Raw genomic sequence first — 23,107 nt, 5'->3', positions numbered from 1 at the left:
CGTAGGGGATGGCTCCACTTGATATCGCCCGATCTAGGGAGTGGGTATGGAGGTGAGCACAATGAATGGTGGTTCCAGTCCGTGTGCGTACCGGAGTACCACCTTCACGGAGTGAGTCGGAGCTCCGGTGGAGTTCACTCCTTGAACCGTACGTCCCGTCTCTTCCTGGAATGTTAGCTCGATAGGCGGCTGGATTTTGGATCTATTAGGGTCCCAGTTCGGGTTATTCTTCATCCTCCGTTCGACCCTGTCGATCCAGTCGGCTATTCGGTTTTCGTTCGCGTTGTCCCGTAGTGCGTCCTGAGTGAACTTCTGCGCCGAGCCGAGATCCTTGAAACTGGAGGCGGCCGATGCACTGCTGTCGTCCCGCATGCGCTGCCTGAGTTGATCGTCGCTCAGTCCCACGTGCCTGTCGATGGAGTGACTGTCGTACAGGCCCTCCTGGTTCGCCAGGTCAAGCGGATAGTAGATGTGGTCCGGGTCTTCCCCCGGTACGGTGAACTTGTGCTCCGGCTTGAAGTCGTTCAGCGAGCGCGCACCGAAGGCCTGAGCGCGCGCATCCTCCGCCTGGAAGGTCGGCGCACTCAGGTAGGCCTCGTCAAGCGCCGGCAGCAGCGCGGTGAGTCGGCTCTCCACTCCGCGAAGTTCGCCTTCGTACAAGGAGACCGCTCGGTTGATCGCGGCGGTGTCGACTTTGAGCGTGATGCCGATGGCCACCTCCTTGCCGATCCCGAGCAGTTTCTTGCCGATCCTCTTGACGTCGTCGAAATCGGGAAGCTGCTTCAGCTCCGCCAATGCATCCCAGATGGCCTTCTTGTAGATACGCCAGACCTCGTGTCGCATCTTGGCGGCCGACTTCGCGAAGTCCCGCATGGCCTTGCTGACTTCTTGAGTGGTGTTGAAGAGCACGCTCATCACAGGATGGCTGCCCGTGCCCTGTCCACCGGCGGTGTCGTGCTTCCACTGATAGTTCGCTGTCGACGTGCCCCACGCCGTCGTTCCCCAGATGGAACTGGTGAACTGGCGCATTGCGGCCTGCCACTCACCGTTGTTGGGGTCCGAGATGGAACCAGCCAATCCGGTCAGTGCGGTCTCCACCTGTGAGACAGCGAACCCGGGCTGCAGCCAGGCGAGGGCGATCTCGTCGATCTGCTCGTAGTCAGGAAGGGGAATGATGTCGGCGGCCTTTCCCCACCTGCCGACGTGGTGCAACAGCTCCCGCACGATGTCCATCGCCCAGTCGGGAACCCCCTCCAGCAGCCATGAGATGAAACCGCTGCTGTAGTCGTCCATGTCGCCCCACCGCAGATCGGTGATCTGTTGGTACTTCGGGGGCTGGTCGATGACCTTGGGGACGGGGAACTGCACAGGTTTGGTGGTGCCCGACGGATGGCTGGCCGCTTCCGCCCTGGAGTAGTTGTTCGCCGTCGTGACGAATCCGACCGCGACGCCCCCAACGCTGACGACGCTCTTGCCCCACACGTCGAGGAAGCGATTTCCCACCTTCACGTACGCGGCGGACACCGCCTGCGCCGCACTCCCGTAGCCGCCGCAGTCCATGTACTCGACGAGCTCGTAGAGGAAATCGTTCGCGGCCTTGTTGAGCACGTTCTGCTGCAGGACCACGCTCCCGGCAACGCCGTTCAGCTTGGCTGGCGTCACATCGAACCCGCTGGACTGGGCGGGTGCCGTCGGACCGGCCATCAGGACGCCCCCCATCCGCGCAGCACGGCTCGATGGGCGGCTGTGTAGTTCGTCTGCCCCGTCGTCACGACCTCATGGAGCCACTTCTGAGCGGCGCGCAGGTCCTGCATCTGGCGGTCCCAGCGGTCGAGTTCGTCGACGAACGCCTCACGAGCCTGGCCGTCCCAGCTCAGGACCGCTTTCTCGGTGCGTTCGTAGAGCGCCTCGAGCTTTTCGTCGAGTTCTCGAAGGATGCCTTCCAGCTCCTGCGCAAGCTCCTGAAGGGTGCCGAAACTGACCCCTATGTGGTCGTCGGACATGGAGTCCGCCCTCCCCGAAGTGAACGTGATCAGATGTCGAGCAGGCTGCTGCGCGGTCCTGGCGACGCCGGGCCCTCGGAGAGCCGGTCCACCTCGCGGGCGACGTCCACCGAACTGTGCACCCCGCGAAACGACTGGAGGGTGTCCAATTCCTGCTGGGTGAACCCGTTACGGCTCATCCGTACGGCCTGCTCGAGGACGACGAGGATTTCCCGAATGCGCACGGTGTCCTCGGCGGCCGCCCGGTGCAGAGCTCGGTACGCCGAGCCCGTCTCACCTCTCCACCCGGCCTCGATCCGGTCTACGACCGCGTCCATCCGCCGCACTTGGCGGTCGAGGTACCGCTGCATTGAGTCCATGTCGTCGGCGAGCTTGGTCAGTCCGTCCTCGGACACGTTCAAATCGGCGTCGATTGTCATGGCCCCCACCCTCCATCGCTAATGCAACCCTAACAACGGGTCGGTCGAGGACGAGGACGCGCCGCGCCAGGACACGCCGGACACGCGGATGAAGGGGTCACTCTTCGCCGGACGCACTTCCGGGGCTTTCGGCCGGTGCCGGACCCGGCCCAGCTCGTGGCTGTCCCCCGCGAGCGCCTCCACACCTCCGGGGCAGTCCAGGTCGGGAGTGCGTCTCTTCTTCAGCGAGCGCGGGGGAGCGGCCTCCTTCTCTGGCTCAGCGGCCTGATGACTTGAGGCACTCGGCGCCGGAGTGTCGAGGACCTGCTGCGCGAGTACGAGCTCTCCAGGGGGCTTCGTCGCCTCGTCGCTCCTGAGTTGGCCTGGGCTCGCTCCGCGGCCAGTGCGCGCGAGGCTGTCACGTGCACTGCCGAGCGCGGCGAGCATCTGTAGCCGGCCTGCTCGAAGTGTGGATCGACCTCGACGCCGAGGTCATGTCGCAGCGTGACCCGCAGGAGGTACACGCCGTCGGACAAGGGGCCGCTTAACCAGCTCTTGGCGCGCTGATATGCCTCGTCGAGCTGCGGATTGCTCGGCAGATGTTTGAAGACCGACTACCCGACTCCGAGTGGTCTGTTGACGGCTGAGGCTACTTGCAGGAGTACTGCTCGGCCCAGGCTTCCCTGGCGGTGTCGAGTAGGGCCGCGTCGACGCTCTCACGGCGTTCGGCGGCTTCAACGGCCTCTCGGGCGGCGACCCGGTAAGCGCGAGCTGTGGTGTTCAGATGGGCATAGGGGCCACGCTTGGCCTGCAGGGCTCGCTCGGCGCGCCCCTCCTCGCGTTCACGGTCGGCACGCCGGTTCTGCTCCGCAGCTTGGGCTCGGCCGGCGCGCTGGCTGAGGACTACCCCGCTCAAGGTGCCGCAGACCGTTCCTTCGGTGCCTACGAGTGCGACGGAAAACGTGTTCACATCCACGAGATCCCCCGGTCGCCCATGAGTCGTACGGTGGGAGCTGGCTGCGCATACGCGAAGACCCCGTCTCAGCTAAAGCGCTGATGGCGGGGTCTTTGGGCACTTCCTGCGAAGTGCCCCCGGCAGGATTCGAACCTGCGCACACGGCTCCGGAGGCCGTTGCTCTATCCCCTGAGCTACGGGGGCGCGTCGTCGGTGTTGCGGCGACGGGTTGAACACTACCAGCTTCGGTGGGGTGATCAGGAACGGGTTTGCGGGGGAGGAGGGGGTGGTTCGCCCGCAGGGGGTGGAAGTGGCGAAAACCCGGACGCGGGGGCCCGGGCGGACCTACTCTCGAGTTGTGCCAGGCGTCTCGGGCCGGGTGCTTGTTGTCGACGACAACAAGGTCATCCGGCATCTGATCAAGGTCAATCTCGAGCTGGAGGGCTTCGAGGTCGTGACCGCGAACGATGGTGCCGAGTGTCTCGACATCGTGCATCGGGTGTGTCCCGACGCCATCACCCTTGATGTGGTCATGCCGCGGCTCGACGGGTTCGGGGCCGCGGCGCAGTTGCGTGCCGATCCGCGGACCCGGGACGTGCCCGTCGCCATCGTCAGCGCCTGCACGCAGCAGGAGGTGGAGGCCGGGATCGTGGCCGGGGTGGACGCCTTCCTCGCGAAGCCGTTCGAGCCCACCGAGCTGGTACGGGTCGTGCGCCGGCTGATCGAGCGCAAGGATCTGCGCGACGGGAGGAAAGGCACCCCCGCCGGGCGGGGGAGGGGGAGTCCCCTTCAGTAGCCCGACGTCGGGTCCCGTTGTCCGGCGCTCTGTTCACATGGCGAAACCCTTCGACTGATGACGGTGCGTCTCCCCTAGGCTGGGTCCCGTGACCCCCGCCGACCTCTCCCGTTGCGTCGTGAGCGCCGTGCGCCACGCCGTCGAGGACGGTGAGCTGGGCGGGACCGTGCCCGCGCGGGTGGTGGTCGAGCGGACCAGGCCCGGTGGGGTCGGGGAGTACGCCACCCCCGTCGCCTTCCAGATCGCGAAGGGTGCCGGCCTGCGACCGGCCCAGGTCGCCGAGGTGCTGGCCCGCCGGTTGGGCGGGGTCGCCGGGATCGAGCGGGTCGAGATCACCGGAGCCGGGTTCCTGAATTTCTCGCTGACCTCCGTTTCCGCCGCCCGGCTGGTGCGTGACGTGCGCCCGTTGGCGGTGATCGAGGTCCCGGATCCGCCGTCCGGCGAGCCGCGCGAGCCGCGCGAGCGGTTCGTGCGGGCCGCCGTCGCACGGATCGAGGCCGCACAGGGGGTCGGACCCGGGCCGGAGTTCCCGATCGCGCCCGTCGCCCGCCGCGACGGTGACGTGCTCGCGCGGTACGGGGCCGACGCCGTCGCCTGGGCCGTGCTCACCACCCCCGCGCGCGAGACCCCCGAGTTCTCCGACACGCTGCTCGTACAAGGGGAGGGCAACGAGCTCTTCCGGGTGCGGTACGCCCACGCCCGCGCCCACGCCCTCGTACGCAACGCCGAGCAGCTCGGCTTCCGCCCCGAGATCGGTGACGACGTCGACGCGCCCGCCCTGCTGCGCGTCCTCGCCGATCACCCCCTCGTCCTCGAGGCCGCCGCCCACCACCGCGCGCCCGAGCGGCTGGTGCGCCAGCTCGTCGAGGTGGCCGACGCGCTGCTCGACTTCCAGTACCGCGTGCTGCCCAAGGGCGACGAGAAACCCTCGGCCGCCCACCGCGCCCGGCTGGCTCTTGCCGAAGCCGCCGGGACGGTGCTGGCCGGCGGCCTGGCCCTGCTCGGCATAGACGCACCGACACGCCTGTGACCCGCGAAGAGAGATACCGATGAGCCGTTCCGCGCACCCCGCCGGCCCCCGCCACGCCGACGTCCTGCCCGAGGGGCACTACTCCCCGCCGCCCGCCGACCTGAACGCGCTGGACGAGAAGGTCTGGGCGCGCACCGTCACGCGCGGCAGCGACGGCGTCGTCACCGTCGGCGGCCTCGAAGTCACCAAGCTCGCCGAGGAGTTCGGAACCCCCGCCTACTTCCTCGACGAGGAGGACTTCCGGGCCCGGTGTCGGGCCTGGGCGCACGCCTTCGGCCCCGACGCCGACGTCTTCTACGCCGGCAAGGCGTTCCTCTCCAAGGCCGTCGTGAAGTGGCTGAAGGAGGAGGGGCTCAACGTCGACGTGTGCTCCGGCGGTGAGCTGAGCACCGCGCTCGCCGCCGGGATGCCCGCCTCGCGCATCGCCTTCCACGGCAATAACAAGTCCGAGAGCGAGATCCGCCGGGCCGTCGAGGCCGGGGTCGGGCGCATCGTGCTCGACTCCTTCCAGGAGATCGCCCGCGTCGCGCACATCGCCCGCGAGCTGGGCGTACGCCAGCCCGTCCAGATCCGGGTGACGGTCGGCGTCGAGGCGCACACCCACGAGTTCATCGCCACCGCGCACGAGGACCAGAAGTTCGGCATCGCAGTGGCCGACGGTTCCGCCGCCGAGGCCGTGCGGCGCGCGCTCGGGCACGACTCGCTGGAGCTGCTCGGCGTCCACTCCCACATCGGTTCGCAGATCTTCGACATGGCCGGCTTCGAGGTCTCCGCCAAGCGCGTCGTGCGGCTGCTGGCCGCCGTACGGGACGAGCACGGCGTGGAGCTGCCCGAGATCGACCTCGGCGGCGGCCTCGGTATCGCCTACACCGCGAGCGACGACCCGCGCGAGCCCCACGAGATCGCCAAGGCCCTGCACGAGATCGTGGCCCGCGAGTGCGAGAGCGCCGGGCTGGCCGCCCCCAGGATCTCGGTCGAGCCCGGCCGCGCCATCGTCGGCCCGACCGCCTTCACCCTGTACGAGGTGGGGACGATCAAGCCGCTGGAGGGGCTGCGCACCTACGTCTCCGTCGACGGCGGGATGTCCGACAACATCCGCACCGCCCTGTACGACGCCGAGTACTCCATCTCCCTGGCCTCCCGCACCTCCGACGCCGAGCCCATGCTCGTGCGCGTCGTCGGCAAGCACTGCGAGAGCGGGGACATCGTCGTGAAGGACGCGTTCCTGCCCGCCGACCTGGCCCCCGGCGACCTGCTGGCCGTCCCGGCCACCGGCGCGTACTGCCGCTCCATGGCCAGCAACTACAACCACGCGCTCCGCCCGCCGGTCGTCGCCGTGCGCGACGGAGCGGCCCGTGTGATCGTCCGCCGCGAGACGGAGGAAGATCTCCTGCGTCTCGACCTCGGATGATGAAATAGGTGTCTCACTCAATGGACCGAGGATGGAAACTGCTGTCCATTGAGTGAGACTGGTTCCACCCGGCGGGCAAACCGCCCGCAGGGTACTGATGGAAGACGAAAGGCGTAGGTCGAATGATGCGTACGCGTCCGCTGAAGGTGGCGCTGCTGGGCTGTGGAGTGGTCGGCTCAGAGGTGGCTCGCATCATGACGACACACGCCGACGACCTCACGCAGAGGATCGGCGCGCCCGTGGAGCTCGCGGGCGTGGCGGTACGCCGCCCCTCCAAGGTGCGCGAGGGCATCGACCCCGCCCTGATCACCACCGATGCGACCGCCCTCCTCAAAAGCGGTGACATCGACATCGCCATCGAGGTCATCGGTGGGATCGAGCCCGCCCGTACGCTGATCACCACGGCCTTCGAGCAGGGCATCTCCGTGGTCTCCGCGAACAAGGCGCTGCTCGCCCAGGACGGCGCCGCGCTGCATGCCGCGGCCGAGACCCACGGCCTGGACCTCTACTACGAGGCCGCCGTCGCCGGAGCCATCCCGCTGGTCCGCCCGATGCGCGAGTCGCTCGCCGGCGACAAGATCAACCGGGTGATGGGCATCGTCAACGGCACGACGAACTTCATCCTCGACAAGATGGACTCCACCGGCGCCGGGTACCAGGAGGCGCTCGACGAGGCCACCGCCCTCGGGTACGCCGAGGCCGACCCGACCGCCGACGTCGAGGGCTACGACGCCGCCGCCAAGGCCGCGATCCTGGCCGGCATCGCCTTCCACACCCGGGTCCGGCTGGACGACGTGTACCGCGAGGGCATGACCGAGGTCAGCGCCGCCGACTTCGCGTCCGCCAAGCGGATGGGCTGCACCATCAAGCTCCTCGCCATCCTGGAGCGCGCCGCCGACGGCGAGTCCGTCACCGCCCGCGTCCACCCGGCGATGATCCCGCTCAGCCACCCGCTCGCCTCCGTCCGCGAGGCGTACAACGCCGTCTTCGTCGAGGCGGAGGCCGCCGGGCGGCTCATGTTCTACGGGCCCGGCGCGGGCGGCGCACCGACCGCGTCCGCGGTCCTCGGCGACCTCGTCGCCGTCGCCCGCAACAAGCTCGCCGAGGCAACGGGGCCCGGCGAGTCGGCCTACACCCAGCTGCCGGTCAGCCCCATGGGGGATGTCGTCACCCGCTACCACATCAGCCTCGATGTGGCGGACAAGCCGGGCGTCCTCGCCCAGGTGGCGACCACCTTCGCGGAGGCCGGCGTGTCGATCGACACGGTGCGGCAGCAGGGCAAGGACGGCGAGGCCTCCCTCGTCGTCGTCACTCACCGCGCACCCGACGCCGCCCTCTCCGGGACCGTCGAGGCGCTGCGGAAGCTGGACACCGTCCGCGGTGTCGCCAGCATCATGCGTGTTGAAGGGGAGTAAGGACCCATGAGCAGCAATCGCACCCACCAGTGGCGCGGCATCATCGAGGAGTACCGGGACCGCCTGCCGGTGACGGACACGACTCCCGTGGTGACGCTCCGCGAGGGCGGCACTCCCCTCGTCCCCGCCCAGGTGCTCTCCGAGCGCACCGGCTGCGAGGTGCACCTCAAGGTCGAGGGGGCGAACCCCACCGGGTCCTTCAAGGACCGCGGCATGACCATGGCGATCACCAAGGCCAAGGAGGAGGGCGCGAAGGCGGTCATCTGCGCCTCCACGGGCAACACTTCGGCCTCCGCCGCCGCGTACGCGGTGCGCGCCGGGATGGTGTCCGCGGTGCTCGTGCCCCGCGGCAAGATCGCACTCGGCAAGATGGGCCAGGCGCTGGTGCACGGCGCCAAGATCCTTCAGGTGGACGGCAACTTCGACGACTGCCTGAACCTGGCCCGCGCGCTCTCCGACAACTACCCGGTCGCGCTGGTCAATTCGGTCAACCCGGTGCGTATCGAGGGCCAGAAGACGGCCGCGTTCGAGATCGTCGACGCGCTCGGCGACGCCCCCGACATCCATGTGCTGCCCGTCGGCAACGCCGGCAACATCACCGCGTACTGGAAGGGCTTCAAGGAGTACAAGGCCGACGGCCTGTCCACCCGTACGCCCCGCGTGTGGGGTTTCCAGGCCTCCGGTTCCGCGCCCATCGTGCGCGGCGAGGTCGTCAAGGAGCCGCACACCATCGCCACCGCGATCCGGATCGGCAACCCGGCGTCCTGGGACTACGCGCTGGCCGCGCGTGACGAGTCGGGCGGCTTCATCGACGAGGTGACGGACCGCCAGATCCTGGCCGCCTACCGGCTGTTGGCCGCGCAGGAGGGCGTCTTCGTCGAGCCCGCCTCGGCCGCCTCGGTGGCCGGCCTGCTCAAGGCCGCCGAGCTGGGCCTGGTCGACCCCGGCCAGAAGATCGTGTGCACCGTCACCGGCAACGGCCTGAAGGACCCCGACTGGGCGATCGCCGGCGCTCCGCAGCCGATCACCGTTCCGGTGGACGCCGAGGCCGCCGCCGTGCGCCTCGGCCTGGTCTGACGCCGGCGCAGTACCGTCAGCCGCACCGGGGTGGTTCCGGGGCGGCGCGGTGCCTGAGCAGTACCGGGTGAAGCCGGGTCCCGGAGGGCTCGCGAGGGCCTTTCGAGGCCTTCCCGAAGCCCCTCCGGAACCCGGCAACTCGCCCCGTACGGCAACAAAAATGCGTCCGAAGTCGGTCGAAGTCGGTCGAAGTCCGCGACACGCATCGTGCGCCTCCTGTGCGCCCTATGTCGCGAGAGAACCTTCCTTCGATACGCTGTACCTACATCCGCCACCGCGCATATGACTGCGGTGCTGCCCCGAGGGCCTTCGGGTGTCGTACGTTCTCCAGTACATTCGCAGCGAGCCAGCGAAGAGCGAAGATCTCGCACAGTCACAAGGAGTGTCATCGGACGATGGCCGGTCCAGCGTTCCGCGCCGCCGCCGTACGGGTGCGCGTCCCCGCCAGCAGTGCCAACCTCGGTCCGGGCTTCGACGCCCTGGGCCTGGCCCTGGGGCTCTACGACGACGTAGTCGTCCGGGTGGCCGACTCCGGCCTGAACATCGACATCGCGGGTGAGGGCGCCGACACCCTCCCGCGGGACGAGAGCCACCTGCTCGTACGCTCCATGCGCACCGCCTTCGACCTGCTGGGCGGCCAGCCGCGCGGCCTGGAGGTCGTCTGCGCCAACCGCATCCCGCACGGCCGCGGCCTGGGCTCCTCCTCCGCCGCGATCTGCGCGGGCATCGTCGCCGCCCGCGCCGTGACCATAGGTGGCGAGGCCAAGCTCGACGACGCGGCGCTGCTGGAACTCGCCACCGAGATCGAGGGCCACCCCGACAACGTCGCCGCCTGTCTCCTCGGCGGGTTCACCCTCGCCTGGATGGACGGCGGCAGTGCCAAGGCCATCCGTATGGAGCCGGCCGAATCCATCGTTCCGGTGGTCTTCGTGCCGTCCAGGCCGGTTCTGACCGAGACCGCGCGCGGCCTGCTGCCGCGCACCGTCCCGCACGTGGACGCAGCCGTCAACGCGGGCCGCGCGGGCCTGCTCGTGGAAGCCCTGACCAGGCGTCCCGAGCTCCTGCTGCCGGCCACCGAGGACCGGCTCCACCAGGAGTACCGGTCCCCGGCGATGCCGGAGAGCGTCGCACTCGTCAACAGGCTGCGGGCGGACGGGATCCCCGCGGTCATCTCCGGCGCGGGACCCACGGTCCTCGCGCTGGTCGACAACGGCGCGGCCGACAAGGTCGCGCAGCTCGCGGGCGAGGGGTGGGCGGCCAACCGGCTCGCTCTCGACGCCGCGGGCGCGAGCGTACTTCCGCTGGGCGCCCAGGGCGGCTGAGGCCGCTTTTCTGGAGTGCGCAGCCGGTCAGGGGCGGGCGGCCTGGGCAGGCCGCCCGCGCGGAAGGCGCGATTGCCGGTGATTGAGAGGGGGAATATCTATTGGATCCGGTAGTGTTAGTCTCAAGTGCGCATCGGAAGCCGCCATGGCTCGGTGCTCAGTGTCCCCATTCGGGACCACATTTCTTCCGGGAGCCTCCCCGACTGCTTTGATCACTTCCAGCAGTTTCGAGCACGCTCCGGAATCGGCGTGACATTCCCACGCTTCCAGCTCGGGGGCTTCTCGCCGGAACCAGCCATGCACGTTTCTTCCGCCGTATGTCTATCGGCGGACCACCGCCCCGGCACGGTCCACACCTAGGACTGTTGTCGGACAGCACAACCGGTCGCCGAGCCAGACAGGCCGACGTCCGCTCCAGGGAAGGACCCTTCGTGAGCGACACCACCGATCTGATGGGCGCTGCCGACACCTCTGTCGACACCAGTGCCCCCGCCGCGGGCGCCGCACCCAAGCGTCGACGCACCGGCACCGGCCTTGACGGCATGGTCCTGGCCGAGCTGCAGCAGGTCGCGTCGGGCCTCGGGATCAGGGGCACCGCGCGGATGCGCAAGAGCCAGCTGATCGAGGTCATCAAGGAGGCGCAGGCGGGCAGCGGTGCCCCCAAGGCCGCTGCCTCCGCTGCCGCAGACACCGCCGAGGCCAAGCCGAAGCGCCGCGCCACCAGCAAGGCCCGCACGAGTGAGGCCGCCGCCGAGGCGCCCGCCGAGAAGCCCGCCAAGCAGGCGCAGATCGAGATCCCGGGCCAGCCGGCAGGGGGCCCCTCCCGCTCGAGCGCAGCCGAGAGCGCGGGAGACGACGCCCCGGTCGGCGAGCGCCGCCGGCGCCGTGCCACGGCCCCCACGGGCAGCCCGGAGGCCTCGGCCCCCGTCGCCGTCCAGGTCGAGCAGAAGACCGAGACCGCACCCGCCGCCACCGCCCCGTCCGAGGCCAAGGCCGAAGCCGCCACCGCGGTTTCCGCCGGCCAGGCGCAGGGCCAGGACGGCGAGGGCCGCGGCCGTCGCGACCGCCGTGACCGCGGCGAGCGCGGTGACCGCGCCGACCGTCAGCGCGACCGCCGTGACCGCGGTGCCAAGGGCGACGACCAGGGCCAGGGCGGCCAGGGTCAGGGCGCGCAGGGCGGCCAGAGCCAGGGCGGTCAGGGTGGCGGCCGTCAGGACCGCGCCGACCGCCAGCAGCAGGGCGGCCGCGGCCAGGGCCAGGGCCAGGGTCAGCAGGGCCGTCAGGACCGCCAGGACAACGGCCCCCAGGACGACTTCGACGGCGAGGACGGCCGTCGCGGCCGCCGCGGCCGCTACCGGGACCGCCGTGGCCGCCGTGGCCGCGACGAGTTCGCGCCGAGCGAGCCGCAGGTCGCCGACGACGACGTGCTGATCCCCGTCGCGGGCATCCTCGACATCCTCGACAACTACGCGTTCATCCGGACCTCGGGCTACCTGCCCGGCCCCAACGACGTGTACGTCTCCCTCGCCCAGGTCCGCAAGGCCGGCCTGCGCAAGGGCGACCACACCACGGGCGCCGTGCGCCAGCCCAAGGACGGCGAGCGCCGCGAGAAGTTCAACGCCCTGGTGCGTCTGGACTCGGTGAACGGCATGGCGCCCGAATCCGGCCGCGGCCGACCGGAGTTCCAGAAGCTGACGCCCCTGTACCCGCAGGACCGGCTCCGCCTGGAGACCGACCCGGGCGTGCTGACCACCCGCATCATCGACCTCGTGTCGCCGATCGGTAAGGGCCAGCGCGGTCTGATCGTGGCCCCGCCGAAGACCGGCAAGACCATGATCATGCAGGCGATCGCCAACGCGATCACCACCAACAACCCCGAGTGCCACCTGATGGTCGTCCTGGTCGACGAGCGTCCGGAAGAGGTCACCGACATGCAGCGGTCGGTCAAGGGCGAGGTCATCTCCTCGACCTTCGACCGCCCGGCCGAGGACCACACCACCGTCGCCGAGCTGGCCATCGAGCGCGCCAAGCGCCTCGTCGAGCTGGGTCACGACGTGGTCGTCCTGCTGGACTCCATCACCCGTCTGGGCCGCGCGTACAACCTCGCGGCGCCCGCCTCCGGCCGCATCCTGTCCGGTGGTGTCGACTCGACCGCGCTGTACCCGCCGAAGCGCTTCTTCGGTGCCGCGCGCAACATCGAGGACGGCGGCTCGCTGACCATCCTGGCCACCGCGCTCGTCGACACCGGCTCGCGCATGGACGAGGTGATCTTCGAGGAGTTCAAGGGCACCGGCAACATGGAGCTCAAGCTCGACCGGAAGCTCGCCGACAAGCGCATCTTCCCGGCCGTCGACGTCGACCCGTCGGGCACCCGCAAGGAGGAGATCCTCCTCAACGCGGAGGAGCTCGCCATCGTCTGGAAGCTGCGCCGGGTGCTGCACGCGCTCGACTCGCAGCAGGCGATCGAGCTGCTGCTCGACAAGATGAAGCAGACGAAGTCGAACGCCGAGTTCCTGATGCAGATCGCGAAGACGACCCCGTCGGGCAAGAACGACGACTGACGTCCGGCTCGCGCATCACGCGACAGCCCCCGCCGCACCCGCGGCGGGGGCTGTCGCGCGTCAGGACGGCGTTACGGGGGTAGACGCGGCCTTGCGGTGCGGTTCGGCCCGGAATGGAACCCTGCGCGCCGTACACCCGTCTGTGTCAGAGGAACCGCGGGGTGGACGGCGGGCCGGAACGACCGGGGACCGGACCAAGGACTGAGGAGAGCATGACCGAGGAGAGCACCGACCACGGCGGGCGCGCTGCCGCCCGGCGCGCCCGCCGCAAACCGGCGAAGCGCCGCAGGGCCCTGGCCATCGCCGCCTGGAGCGCCGCGGGGGTGGTCCTGCTGGGGGGTGCGGGCCTCGGTTACTACTACGTCAAGTTCAACGGCAACCTGAAGACCGTCGACATCGACCAGGCGCTCGGCACCGACCGCCCGCAGAACGTCGACAACGGCTCGATGGACATACTCGTCCTCGGCTCCGACTCCCGCGGCGGCGCCAACGGCGAGTACGGCCAGGACGACGGCGGCTCCGCCCGCTCCGACACGGCGATGATCGTCCACCTCTACGAGGGCCACGAGAAGGCCAGCGTGGTGTCCATACCGCGCGACACGATGATCGCCCGCCCCTCCTGCACGACGTCCGGCGGGAAGACCGACCCCGGCGGCTCGCGCACCCAGTTCAACGAGGCGTTCACCGTCGGCGGGGCCGCCTGCGCGGTCAAGACCGTCGAGAAGATGTCCGGGATCCGCATGGATCACTACATCGAGGTCGACTTCACCGGCTTCAAGAAGATCATCGACAACCTCGGCGGCGTCGAGGTGACGACCACCAAGCCGATCAAGGACGGTGCCAGCCACCTCGACCTGGCGGCCGGCACGAACAAGCTCAACGGCGAGCAGGCGCTCGGCCTCGTACGCACCCGCAAGAGCGTCGGCGACGGCAGCGACCTGGGCCGAATACAGCTGCAGCAGGCCTTCATCAAGGCGCTCATCAAGCAGGTCAAGGGCATCGGGGTCTTCGACAACCCGAAGAAGCTCCTCGACCTCGCCGACTCCGCCACCAAGGCGATCACCACCGACAAGGCGCTCGGTGATGTGAAATCCCTCATGGGCTTCGCCCAGGGCCTCCAGGGCATCGACGCCCAGGACATGCAGATGATCACCCTGCCGGTCACCACGGACCCCCGCGACGCCAACCGCGTGGCCCCCCTGACCAAGGAGACCAAGATGGTCTGGGAAGCCCTGCTGGCCGACCGGCCCATCCCGGCCGAGGCCACCGCGAACTCCTCCGGGGACAAGAGCGAGGCCGGGTCGATCGTCCAGTAGGACCCGCCGCGTGACCTGCTCCGCACGGCCCTCGGGCCGGTGCGGAATAGATGGCGACCCCTCCCCGTTGAGGAAGGCGTCCTCAGAATTTTGACAGGCAGCCCGGTCCTGGCAGACTGGTCTGTCGGCCCCGGTTCACGCAGTGCGCAATTCGGCTCCTGCGACCCGGCGCCCTCCCGAATCTAGGAGACACCTTGAAGCGCGATGTTCACCCCCAGTACGTCGAGACCCAGGTCAGCTGCACCTGTGGCGCGTCGTTCACCACCCGTAGCACCCTGACCGAGGGCTCCATCCGGGCCGAGGTCTGCTCCGAGTGCCACCCGTTCTACACGGGCAAGCAGAAGATCCTCGACACCGGTGGCCGCGTGGCCCGCTTCGAGGCGCGCTTCGGCAAGGGTGCGGCCAAGAAGTAGCGCGACCCAGGCGCCGGTCTCCGGCCGCCCCCTGTCCACTCGGGGGCGGCCGGACCGGCGCCTTTGTCGTCGTTCCGGCACGTCCCCCCAGCAGTCCTTCGCACTTTTCACCCCAGGAGTCCCCCGATGTTCGAAGCGGTCGAGGAATTGGTCGGCGAACACGCCGATCTTGAGAAGAAGCTCGCCGACCCTTCGGTCCACTCGGATCAGGCCAACGCGCGCAAGCTGAACAAGCGCTACGCGGAGCTGACCCCGATCGTCGCGACCTTCCGCGCCTGGAAGCAGTCCGCCGAGGACATCGAGACGGCCAAGGAGTTCGCGGCCGACGACCCCGACTTCGCTGCCGAGGCCAAGGAACTGACCGCACAGCGCGAGGAGCTCACCGAGAAGCTCCGCCTGCTGCTCGTTCCGCGCGACCCCAGCGACGACAAGGACGTGCTCCTGGAGGTCAAGGCGGGCGCCGGCGGCGACGAGTCCGCCCTGTTCGCCGGTGACCTGCTGCGCATGTACCTGCGCTACGCCGAGCGCGTGGGCTGGAAGACCGAGATCATCGACGCCACCGAGTCCGAGCTCGGCGGCTACAAGGACGTCCAGGTCTCCGTCCGCACCAAGGGCGGCAACGGCGCCACCGAGCCCGGCCAGGGCGTGTGGGCCCGCCTGAAGTACGAGGGCGGCGTGCACCGCGTCCAGCGGGTGCCGGCCACCGAGTCCCAGGGCCGCATCCACACCTCCGCCGCCGGCGTGCTCGTCACCCCGGAGGCCGAGGAGGTCGAGGTCGAGATCAACATGAACGACCTCCGCATCGACGTGTACCGCTCGTCCGGCCCCGGCGGCCAGTCCGTGAACACCACCGACTCGGCCGTGCGCATCACGCACATCCCGACCGGTGTGGTCGCCTCCTGCCAGAACGAGAAGAGCCAGCTCCAGAACAAGGAGCAGGCCATGCGCATCCTGCGCTCGCGGCTGCTGGCCGCCGCCCAGGAGGCCGCCGAGCAGGAGGCTTCGGACGTGCGCCGCAGCCAGGTGCGCTCCGTGGACCGTTCCGAGAAGATCCGTACGTACAACTACCCGGAAAACCGGATCTCGGACCACCGGACCGGTTTCAAGGCGTACAACTTGGACCAGGTGCTCGACGGTGACCTCGACGCGGTCATCCAGGCCTGCGTGGACACGGACTCCGCGGCCAAGCTCGCGGCCGCCCACTGACCCGATTCCCGCACCACCCCCCCGTACGACAGCAGCCCGGAGGACCAGCGTGAACTTGCTGCTTGCCGAGGTGGCCCAGGCCACCCAGCGGCTGGCCGCCGCCGGCGTGCCCTCACCGCGCTTCGACGCGGAGGAGCTCGCCGCCTTCGTGCACGGCGTCAAACGGGGGGAACTGCACCACGTCAAGGACGCGGACTTCGACGCCCGCTACTGGGAGGCCGTCGCCCGCCGCGAGGCCCGCGAGCCGCTCCAGCACATCACCGGCCGCGCCTTCTTCCGGTACCTGGAGCTCCAGGTCGGGCCCGGGGTCTTCGTGCCCCGGCCCGAGACCGAATCGGTCGTGGACTGGGCCATACACGCCGTCCGCGCGATGGACGTCGTCGAGCCGCTGATCGTGGACCTGTGCACCGGCTCCGGCGCCATCGCACTGGCCATGGCCCAGGAGGTGCCGCGCTCGCGCGTGCACGCGGTCGAGCTGTCCGAGGACGCCCTGCGGTGGACCCGCAAGAACGCCGAGGGCTCCCGGGTCACCGTCCACCAGGGCGACGCCCTGAGCGCGCTGCCCGAGCTCGACGGCCAGGTCGACCTGGTCATCTCCAACCCGCCGTACATCCCGCTCACCGAGTGGGAGTACGTCGCCCCCGAGGCCCGCGACCACGATCCGGAGATGGCGCTCTTCTCCGGCGAGGACGGCCTCGACACCATCCGCGGCATCGAGCGCACCGCACACCGGCTGCTGCGGCCCGGCGGCATCGTCGTCATCGAGCACGCCGACACCCAGGGCGGCCAAGTGCCGTGGATCTTCGCCGAGGAGCGGGGCTGGGCCGACGCGGCCGACCACCCGGACCTCAACAACCGCCCGCGCTTCGCGACCGCCCGCAAGGCCCTGCCGTGACCGGCACGACGATGTACGCCACCCACCTGCTGCACGAGGAGGCCCGCTGATGGCCCGGCGATACGACTGCAACGACGCGACGGACCGTAAGACGGGTCTGCGTGAAGCCGCATCCGCCGTGCGCCGCGGAGAGCTCGTCGTGCTGCCCACCGACACCCTGTACGGGATCGGCGCGGACGCCTTCAGCCCGGAGGCCGTCCACGACCTGCTCGCCGCCAAGGGCCGGGGCCGCGGCATGCCCACCCCGGTGCTCATCGGCTCCCCGAACACCCTCCACGGCCTCGTCACGGACTTCTCCGAGCAGGCCTGGGAGCTCGTCGACGCCTTCTGGCCGGGCGCGCTGACGCTGGTCGCCAAGCACCAGCCGTCGCTGGCGTGGGACCTGGGCGACACCGGGGGCACCGTCGCCGTCCGCATGCCCCTGCACCCCGTCGCGATCGAGTTGCTGACCGAGGTCGGCCCGATGGCGGTGTCCTCGGCCAACCTGTCCGGGCACCCGGCGCCCGAGGACTGCGACGCCGCGCGCGAGATGCTCGGCGACTCCGTGTCCGTGTACCTGGACGGCGGCCCGACGCCCGGCATCCAGCCGTCGTCGATCGTCGACGTCACCGGGAAGGTTCCCGTCCTGCTCCGCGAGGGGGCACTCACCGCGGACCAGCTGCGGGAGGTCGTACCCGACCTCGAGGTCGCCCCGTGAGCCCTGAGGGGCGTGGCATAGCAGGGGGGTACCGCCCGCCGGTAGCCGGGGGAAGCACTTTCCGCATACTCCACGTCAGCACGGGGAACGTGTGCCGCTCGCCCATCACCGAGCGGCTGACGCGGCATGCCCTCTCGCACCGCCTCGGCGGCCCCGTCACCGGCGACCTCATCGTGGAGAGCGCCGGCACCTGGGGCCACGAGGGCGCCCCCATGGAGGCGAACGCGGCCGCCGTGCTGGCGGACTTCGGGGCCGACGCGTCCGGGTTCACCGGGCGGGAGCTGCTGGACGAGCACGTCATACGCGCGGACCTGGTGCTGACCGCGACCCGTGACCACCGGGCCCAGGTCATCTCGATGGGCCACTCGGCCGGTCTGCGCACCTTCACGCTGAAGGAGTTCACCCGCCTGGTCCGCGCGATAGACCCGGCCACGCTGCCGCCGCTGGACGACGGGATGGCGGAGCGGGCCCGCGCACTGGTCCGGGCCGCCGCGGCGCTGCGCGGCTGGCTGCTGGCGCCGTCGCCGGACGCGGACGAGGTGTACGACCCGTACGGGGCGCCCATCACCTTCTTCCGCTCGATCGGCGACGAGATCAACCAGGCGCTGGATCCGGTCGTGACCGCCCTGACGGGCGTGACGGCCTCGCGCTGAGCGTTCGCCGGCCGGAGGCCGGCGCAGCGGTACGAAGCCCGGGAGGCCCCCCGGGGCCGAGCGGTGCGAGCGCCGCGTCGGGGGAGGGGCTCAGCCAGGCGCTGGATCCGGTCGTGACCGCCCCGACGGGCGTGGCGGCCTCGCGCTGACAGGGCACGGCGAGGTCCGCGGGCCTACAGTGGCTGGTACCCGGTACCCCTGGAGTCTCGCCATGAGCGTCATCACCCAGCCCACGGACCTGCTGCGCGTGCAGGACCCGCAGATGGCCGACGTACTGGCCGGGGAGCGGCAGCGGCAGGCCGACACGTTGCAGCTGAGCGCCGCCGAGAACTTCACCTCGACCGCCGTGCTCGCCGCGCTCGGGTCGGCGCTCGCCAACAAATACGCCGAGGGATACCCGGGCGCCCGCCACCACGGCGGGTGCGAGTACGCCGATCTGGCCGAGCGGACCGCCGTGGAGCGGGCCAAGGCGCTCTTCGGGGCCGAGCACGCGAACGTGCAGCCGCACTCCGGCTCCTCCGCCGTCCTCGCCGCGTACGCCGCCCTGCTGCGCCCCGGGGACACCGTGCTGGCGATGGGGCTCCCGTACGGGGGCCACCTCACCCACGGTTCTCCCGCCAACTTCTCGGGGCGGTGGTTCGACTTCGTCGGGTACGGGCTCGACGCCAAGACCGGCCTCATCGACTACCGGCAGGTGCAGGACCTCGCCCACGCCCACCGGCCCAAGGCGATCGTGTGCGGCTCGATCTCCTACTCCCGCCACCCCGAGTACTCGGCCTTCCGGGAGATCGCCGACGAGGTGGGGGCCTACCTCATCGCGGACGCCGCCCATCCGATCGGGCTGGTGGCCGGCGGGGCCGCGCCCAGTCCCGTCCCGTACGCCGACATCGTGTGCGCGACCACGCACAAGGTGCTGCGCGGTCCGCGCGGCGGCATGGTGCTGTGCGGGGCCGAATACGCCGAGCGCATCGACCGGGCGGTGTTCCCCTTCACCCAGGGCGGGGCCCAGATGCACACCATCGCCGCCAAGGCCGTGGCGTTCGGCGAGGCGGCCCGGCCGGCCTTCACCACGTACGCCCACCGGGTCGTCGCCAATGCCCGGGCCCTCACGGCGGCCCTCCAGGAGCGGGGCTTCGCCATCACCACGGGTGGTACCGACACGCACCTGATCACCGCCGATCCGGCGCCGCTGGGCGTGGACGGGCCGACCGCCCGCGGCCGGCTGGCGGCCGCCGGGATCGTGCTGGACACCTGCGCCCTCCCGTACGGGGACCAGCGCGGCGTCCGGCTGGGCACGGCCGCGGTGACCACCCAGGGGATGGGGGAGGCGGAGATGGTCCGGATCGCGACGTTGTTCGCCGCGGCGCTGGACGGGGATGGCGCGAAAACACGTACGGAGGTCGGCGAGCTCACGATGGAATTTCCCCCTTACGGGGTGTAAGCAGGACAAGCGGGGCGTACTGCAACCGGGATACCGCCCCCTCGCGTCCTCGGTGATGGTGACATCGCAGCTAATGTGTGGGGCTGAGATGGCCGGCGATACATCTGGGGCAGCCCGTGCGTGAATATCTGCTGACGCTTTGCGTCACGGTCGCGGTGACCTACCTGCTGACCGGGCCCGTGCGGAAGTTCGCGATCGCGGCCGGGGCCATGCCGGAGATCCGCGCCCGCGACGTGCACCGCGAGCCCACGCCGCGGCTCGGCGGCATCGCGATGTTCGGTGGCCTGTGCGCGGGCCTGCTGGTCGCCGACCACCTGACGAACCTCAACGGCGTCTTCGAGCTGTCGAACGAACCACGGGCGCTGCTCTCCGGCGCCGCACTGATCTGGCTGATCGGTGTGCTCGACGACAAGTTCGAGATCGACGCCCTCATCAAGCTCGGCGCACAGATGATCTCCGCCGGCGTGATGGTGATGCAGGGCCTGACCATCCTGTGGATCCCGGTGCCCTTCATCGGCACGGTCGCGCTCACCCAGTGGCAGGGCAACCTGCTCACCGTGGCGCTCGTCGTGATCACCATCAACGCGGTGAACTTCGTCGACGGTCTCGACGGCCTCGCCGCCGGCATGGTCTGCATCGCCGCGGCCGCGTTCTTCATGTACGCGTACCGGATCTGGTTCGGCTACGGCATCGAGGCGGCGGCGCCCGCCACCCTCTTCGCCGCGATCCTGATGGGCATGTGCCTCGGCTTCCTGCCGCACAACATGCATCCCGCCCGGATCTTCATGGGCGACTCCGGCTCGATGCTCATCGGCCTGGTGCTCGCCGCCGCCGCCATCTCCATCACTGGTCAGGTGGACCCCGATGCCCTGGCCCTGTACGCCCAGGGCGAGCGCAACGCGACGCACGCGATGCTCCCGGTCTTCATCCCGCTGATCCTGCCCCTGACGATCATCGCGATCCCGATGGCCGACCTGGTCCTGGCCATTGTCCGGCGCACCTGGAAGGGCCAGTCGCCCTTCGCGGCCGACCGCGGGCACCTCCACCACCGGCTGCTGGAACTCGGGCACTCGCACAGCCGCGCGGTCCTGATCATGTACTTCTGGTCGGGCCTGATCGCCTTCGGCACGGTGGCCTACTCGGTGCACTCCGCCACGATGTGGATCGTGCTGGCGATCGCCGCGCTGAGTGCGGTGGGCCTGATCCTGCTGCTCCTGCCGCGCTTCACCCCGCGCGCCCCGCGCTGGGCGGAGGGTCTGGTTCCGCCGCGTTACCGCCACGCGGAACGGGCGGCCGAGGCCGCCGCACAGGACACCTCGGGCCTTGAGCCGGAGCCCGTGAGGCCCATTGCGGCGGGCGTCTCCGGCGTCAACGGAGCGACCGCCGTGGGCCCCCGTTCGCGCTTCCCCGACCGGCGTAAGGCTGAATCCACCCGCTGACCCCCCGGTCACATGTCGGACATGGATGCCCTTTACCAGACAAGCCAGCTCGCTGTCGCGCACACACGCGCAGGGTCACTCTCATGTGTGACAGTCGGCACACCGAGCAGGTAAAGCTCTCATCAAATAGTTTGTGATACCGTTCACTAAACCCGGCGACAGAGCCGAAGGACCGTAGTGCGACGGTCCCTTGGCCCGAGGTTCTCTCTCGGACCGGGCTTACGCTCGTCCTGTACGAGTCCAGTGCCCCCACCACCACGCGGAGCAAACCGCCATGCGGTCAGATGACGTCCGACTCCTCCTGCAAGCCGCCGTACCCACCGCTGTAGCCGGCGCTATCGCCGCCGTGATCAGCGCGTTGGTCGTCGGCAGCAAGGGTGCAGTCGGAGCCGTCGTCGCGACGCTGGTCGTGATTCTGTTCATGGGCATCGGATTCGTCGTTCTGCAGCGCACGGCGAAATCACTCCCGCATCTCTTCCAGGCCATGGGGCTCATGCTCTACACGGCCCAGATTCTGCTGCTCTTCGTGTTTGTCGCGGCGTTCAAGAACACCACCCTGTTCAACCCCAAGGCGTTCGCGATCACGCTCGTCGCCACCACCCTGGTGTGGATCGGCGCGCAGACCCGTGCTCATATGAAGGCCAAGATTCTTTACGTCGAGCCGGACTCGGTGAAGGGCGACAAGCCCGAAAATCCGGGGCCGAAGTCGTGAAGGGTAGGGCCGGGATAAGTGGGCGTTCGAGATCCTGCTATCGTCCGGTGCCAACTGCGGCACTGCGGGCGCGGGCATCTGAGCTGACGCCTGTTCCATCGCGAGGCTCGATGCCTGACTGCCGCCCCACCATCCGTTACACCAGTCCAGTGCCGAACCGCGGCTGCGCGCCGCGCCGACACAACGAGGTTGCCGTACCTATGCGCCACGCTGAAGGAGCCCTGCGGTGAGTGCTGCTGACATGACGCTCGCCTTCGAGATCAATTGTCATTTCGAAGACGGCACTGGCTGCGGCTTCCCGGGCCCGACCCTGTACTCGTTCCTGTTCAAGCCGATCTTCGGTGACGACAGCGGCCTGTACTTCAACAAGACGATGCTGCTGGCCCTGCTGGGCTCGATCATCATCGTCGGCTTCTTCTGGGCTGCGTTCCGGAAGCCGAAGGTCGTCCCGGGCAAGCTGCAGATGGTCGCCGAGGCCGGCTACGACTTCGTGCGCCGCGGCATCGTCTACGAGACGCTGGGCAAGAAGGAGGGCGAGAAGTACGTCCCCTTCATGGTCGCGACGTTCTTCTTCGTCTGGATGATGAACCTCTGGTCCATCGTTCCGCTCGCCCAGTTCCCGGTGACCGCGGTCATCGCGTACCCGGCCGGCCTGGCCCTCGTCATCTACGTCATGTGGATGTCGGTGACCTTCAAGCGCCACGGCTTCGTCGGCGGCTTCAAGAACATCACGGGCTACGACAAGTCGCTCGGCCCGGTCCTGCCGATGGTCATGATCATCGAGTTCTTCTCGAACGTGCTGGTCCGCCCCTTCACCCACGCGGTCCGACTGTTCGCGAACATGTTCGCCGGTCACACCCTGCTGCTGCTGTTCACCATCGCCAGCTGGTACCTGCTGAACGGGATCGGCATCGCCTACGCGGGCGTCTCGTTCGTCATGGTCATCGTGATGACCGCGTTCGAACTCTTCATCCAGGCTGTCCAGGCCTACGTCTTCGTGCTCCTGGCCTGCAGCTTCCTGCAGGGCGCGCTCGCCGAGCACCACTGAGCGATCCCCGCTCCAGCTATCCCCCCAGTCGTCCGGTGGCCAACCCCCACCGGTCCGTGAAAGAGAAGGAAGAACTGGCATGTCCCAGACCCTTGCTGCCGTCACCGGTTCCCTCAGCTCCGTTGGCTACGGCCTCGCGGCGATCGGCCCCGGCGTCGGCGTCGGCATCATCTTCGGTAACGGCACCCAGGCGCTCGCCCGTCAGCCCGAAGCTGCCGGTCTGATCCGCGCCAACCAGATCCTCGGCTTCGCCTTCTGTGAGGCGCTCGCCCTCATCGGTCTGGTCATGCCGTTCGTCTACAGCTGACGAACCCCACGA

At 69.5% G+C, this 23,107-nt stretch carries 22 protein-coding genes and 1 tRNA gene; 18 read left to right on the top strand and 5 right to left on the bottom strand.

The features are described from left to right. Nucleotides 1–33 precede the first annotated feature (33 nt). The 5 genes from B6R96_RS38060 to B6R96_RS11815 all read right to left on the bottom strand — a co-directional run bounded on the left by B6R96_RS38060 (nucleotide 34) and on the right by B6R96_RS11815 (nucleotide 3,560). Nucleotides 34–1,704 (bottom strand): RNase A-like domain-containing protein, encoded by a 1,671-nt coding sequence (locus tag B6R96_RS38060; RefSeq protein WP_237291398.1) that lies wholly within the window; start codon nucleotides 1,702–1,704, stop codon nucleotides 34–36. Continuing rightward, a complete protein-coding gene (locus tag B6R96_RS11830) occupies nucleotides 1,704–2,003 on the bottom strand; it encodes a WXG100 family type VII secretion target (protein ID WP_081522432.1) in 300 nt (99 codons plus the stop codon). Before B6R96_RS11830 ends, B6R96_RS38060 begins: the two co-directional genes overlap by 1 nt. Nucleotides 2,004–2,032: 29 nt before the next feature. After that, nucleotides 2,033–2,422 (bottom strand): WXG100 family type VII secretion target, encoded by a 390-nt coding sequence (locus B6R96_RS11825; protein WP_081522431.1) that lies wholly within the window; start codon nucleotides 2,420–2,422, stop codon nucleotides 2,033–2,035. A gap of 628 nt (nucleotides 2,423–3,050) precedes the next feature. Further along, nucleotides 3,051–3,377, bottom strand: a complete 327-nt coding sequence (locus B6R96_RS37235; RefSeq protein ID WP_159396314.1) for a hypothetical protein — start codon at nucleotides 3,375–3,377, stop codon at nucleotides 3,051–3,053. A 111-nt stretch (nucleotides 3,378–3,488) separates the two neighbouring features. After that, nucleotides 3,489–3,560, bottom strand: a tRNA-Arg gene (locus tag B6R96_RS11815). A 106-nt stretch (nucleotides 3,561–3,666) separates the two neighbouring features. Here B6R96_RS11815 and B6R96_RS11810 point away from each other — a divergent pair. The 18 genes from B6R96_RS11810 (at nucleotide 3,667) to atpE (ending at nucleotide 23,095) form a co-directional block, all read left to right on the top strand. Beyond that, complete coding sequence (locus B6R96_RS11810) at nucleotides 3,667–4,152, top strand: response regulator (RefSeq protein WP_371589859.1); 486 nt, start codon at nucleotides 3,667–3,669, stop codon at nucleotides 4,150–4,152. An 88-nt stretch (nucleotides 4,153–4,240) separates the two neighbouring features. Further along, nucleotides 4,241–5,182 carry an ArgS-related anticodon-binding protein NrtL gene (gene nrtL / locus B6R96_RS11805; protein WP_081522430.1) on the top strand — a complete coding sequence of 314 codons (942 nt, stop codon included), beginning with the start codon at nucleotides 4,241–4,243 and terminating at the stop codon, nucleotides 5,180–5,182. A gap of 19 nt (nucleotides 5,183–5,201) precedes the next feature. Then, the gene (lysA, locus tag B6R96_RS11800; RefSeq protein ID WP_081522429.1) at nucleotides 5,202–6,593 is read left to right on the top strand and encodes a diaminopimelate decarboxylase; all 1,392 of its coding nucleotides are present in this window, start codon (nucleotides 5,202–5,204) and stop codon (nucleotides 6,591–6,593) included. Nucleotides 6,594–6,718: 125 nt separating this feature from the next. Next, complete coding sequence (locus B6R96_RS11795; RefSeq protein ID WP_079408045.1) at nucleotides 6,719–8,008, top strand: homoserine dehydrogenase; 1,290 nt, start codon at nucleotides 6,719–6,721, stop codon at nucleotides 8,006–8,008. Nucleotides 8,009–8,014: 6 nt separating this feature from the next. Then, nucleotides 8,015–9,085, top strand: coding sequence for a threonine synthase (thrC, locus tag B6R96_RS11790; RefSeq protein ID WP_053174591.1), 1,071 nt, complete (start codon nucleotides 8,015–8,017; stop codon nucleotides 9,083–9,085). Nucleotides 9,086–9,480: 395 nt separating this feature from the next. Beyond that, nucleotides 9,481–10,407 carry a homoserine kinase gene (thrB, locus tag B6R96_RS11785; RefSeq protein WP_030386964.1) on the top strand — a complete coding sequence of 309 codons (927 nt, stop codon included), beginning with the start codon at nucleotides 9,481–9,483 and terminating at the stop codon, nucleotides 10,405–10,407. Nucleotides 10,408–10,838: 431 nt separating this feature from the next. After that, entirely contained in the window at nucleotides 10,839–12,968 is a 2,130-nt protein-coding gene (rho, locus tag B6R96_RS11780) for a transcription termination factor Rho (RefSeq protein WP_081522428.1), read from the top strand. Between the two features lie 212 nt (nucleotides 12,969–13,180). After that, nucleotides 13,181–14,284: an LCP family protein gene (locus tag B6R96_RS11775; RefSeq protein WP_081522427.1), complete on the top strand. Its 1,104-nt coding sequence runs from the start codon at nucleotides 13,181–13,183 to the stop codon at nucleotides 14,282–14,284. 194 nt (nucleotides 14,285–14,478) lie between these two features. Further along, a complete protein-coding gene (rpmE, locus tag B6R96_RS11770) occupies nucleotides 14,479–14,697 on the top strand; it encodes a 50S ribosomal protein L31 (protein ID WP_030386961.1) in 219 nt (72 codons plus the stop codon). Nucleotides 14,698–14,823: 126 nt separating this feature from the next. Next, nucleotides 14,824–15,903 carry a peptide chain release factor 1 gene (prfA, locus tag B6R96_RS11765; RefSeq protein ID WP_030008687.1) on the top strand — a complete coding sequence of 360 codons (1,080 nt, stop codon included), beginning with the start codon at nucleotides 14,824–14,826 and terminating at the stop codon, nucleotides 15,901–15,903. A gap of 49 nt (nucleotides 15,904–15,952) precedes the next feature. After that, nucleotides 15,953–16,798, top strand: coding sequence for a peptide chain release factor N(5)-glutamine methyltransferase (gene prmC, locus B6R96_RS11760; protein WP_030008688.1), 846 nt, complete (start codon nucleotides 15,953–15,955; stop codon nucleotides 16,796–16,798). A 49-nt stretch (nucleotides 16,799–16,847) separates the two neighbouring features. Continuing rightward, nucleotides 16,848–17,495, top strand: a complete 648-nt coding sequence (locus tag B6R96_RS11755) for an L-threonylcarbamoyladenylate synthase (protein ID WP_030386960.1) — start codon at nucleotides 16,848–16,850, stop codon at nucleotides 17,493–17,495. Further along, entirely contained in the window at nucleotides 17,492–18,148 is a 657-nt protein-coding gene (locus tag B6R96_RS11750; RefSeq protein WP_081522426.1) for an arsenate reductase/protein-tyrosine-phosphatase family protein, read from the top strand. Before B6R96_RS11755 ends, B6R96_RS11750 begins: the two co-directional genes overlap by 4 nt. A gap of 211 nt (nucleotides 18,149–18,359) precedes the next feature. After that, entirely contained in the window at nucleotides 18,360–19,589 is a 1,230-nt protein-coding gene (glyA, locus tag B6R96_RS11745; RefSeq protein WP_081522425.1) for a serine hydroxymethyltransferase, read from the top strand. Between the two features lie 104 nt (nucleotides 19,590–19,693). Continuing rightward, a complete protein-coding gene (locus tag B6R96_RS11740) occupies nucleotides 19,694–21,028 on the top strand; it encodes an MraY family glycosyltransferase (protein WP_030386957.1) in 1,335 nt (444 codons plus the stop codon). A gap of 274 nt (nucleotides 21,029–21,302) precedes the next feature. Then, the gene (locus B6R96_RS11735; protein ID WP_030386956.1) at nucleotides 21,303–21,740 is read left to right on the top strand and encodes a hypothetical protein; all 438 of its coding nucleotides are present in this window, start codon (nucleotides 21,303–21,305) and stop codon (nucleotides 21,738–21,740) included. A 241-nt stretch (nucleotides 21,741–21,981) separates the two neighbouring features. Then, nucleotides 21,982–22,788, top strand: coding sequence for a F0F1 ATP synthase subunit A (gene atpB, locus B6R96_RS11730; RefSeq protein WP_030386955.1), 807 nt, complete (start codon nucleotides 21,982–21,984; stop codon nucleotides 22,786–22,788). A gap of 79 nt (nucleotides 22,789–22,867) precedes the next feature. Next, on the top strand, nucleotides 22,868–23,095 hold the full coding sequence (gene atpE, locus B6R96_RS11725; RefSeq protein ID WP_030386954.1) for an ATP synthase F0 subunit C: 228 nt from the start codon (nucleotides 22,868–22,870) through the stop codon (nucleotides 23,093–23,095). Nucleotides 23,096–23,107: the final 12 nt, after the last annotated feature.

The organism is Streptomyces sp. Sge12 (assembly GCF_002080455.1).
Classification (GTDB): Bacteria; Actinomycetota; Actinomycetes; order Streptomycetales; family Streptomycetaceae; genus Streptomyces.
The sequence above is the reverse complement of the archived record's forward strand: the minus strand, read 5'-3'. Positions and strand labels throughout refer to the sequence as shown.

What these genes read in the sequence shown, in the direction of transcription:
- B6R96_RS11735 (WP_030386956.1), top strand. Translation starts at nt 21,303, where the DNA reads ATGCGGTCAGATGACGTCCGACTCCTCCTGCAAGCCGCCGTACCCACC.
- B6R96_RS11825 (WP_081522431.1), bottom strand. Translation starts at nt 2,422, where the DNA reads ATGACAATCGACGCCGATTTGAACGTGTCCGAGGACGGACTGACCAAG.
- atpB (WP_030386955.1), top strand. Translation starts at nt 21,982, where the DNA reads ATGACGCTCGCCTTCGAGATCAATTGTCATTTCGAAGACGGCACTGGC.
- B6R96_RS11795 (WP_079408045.1), top strand. Translation starts at nt 6,719, where the DNA reads ATGCGTACGCGTCCGCTGAAGGTGGCGCTGCTGGGCTGTGGAGTGGTC.
- thrC (WP_053174591.1), top strand. Translation starts at nt 8,015, where the DNA reads ATGAGCAGCAATCGCACCCACCAGTGGCGCGGCATCATCGAGGAGTAC.
- lysA (WP_081522429.1), top strand. Translation starts at nt 5,202, where the DNA reads ATGAGCCGTTCCGCGCACCCCGCCGGCCCCCGCCACGCCGACGTCCTG.
- B6R96_RS11830 (WP_081522432.1), bottom strand. Translation starts at nt 2,003, where the DNA reads ATGTCCGACGACCACATAGGGGTCAGTTTCGGCACCCTTCAGGAGCTT.
- atpE (WP_030386954.1), top strand. Translation starts at nt 22,868, where the DNA reads ATGTCCCAGACCCTTGCTGCCGTCACCGGTTCCCTCAGCTCCGTTGGC.
- B6R96_RS38060 (WP_237291398.1), bottom strand. Translation starts at nt 1,704, where the DNA reads ATGGCCGGTCCGACGGCACCCGCCCAGTCCAGCGGGTTCGATGTGACG.
- prfA (WP_030008687.1), top strand. Translation starts at nt 14,824, where the DNA reads ATGTTCGAAGCGGTCGAGGAATTGGTCGGCGAACACGCCGATCTTGAG.
- B6R96_RS11755 (WP_030386960.1), top strand. Translation starts at nt 16,848, where the DNA reads ATGGCCCGGCGATACGACTGCAACGACGCGACGGACCGTAAGACGGGT.
- thrB (WP_030386964.1), top strand. Translation starts at nt 9,481, where the DNA reads ATGGCCGGTCCAGCGTTCCGCGCCGCCGCCGTACGGGTGCGCGTCCCC.
- glyA (WP_081522425.1), top strand. Translation starts at nt 18,360, where the DNA reads ATGAGCGTCATCACCCAGCCCACGGACCTGCTGCGCGTGCAGGACCCG.
- B6R96_RS11775 (WP_081522427.1), top strand. Translation starts at nt 13,181, where the DNA reads ATGACCGAGGAGAGCACCGACCACGGCGGGCGCGCTGCCGCCCGGCGC.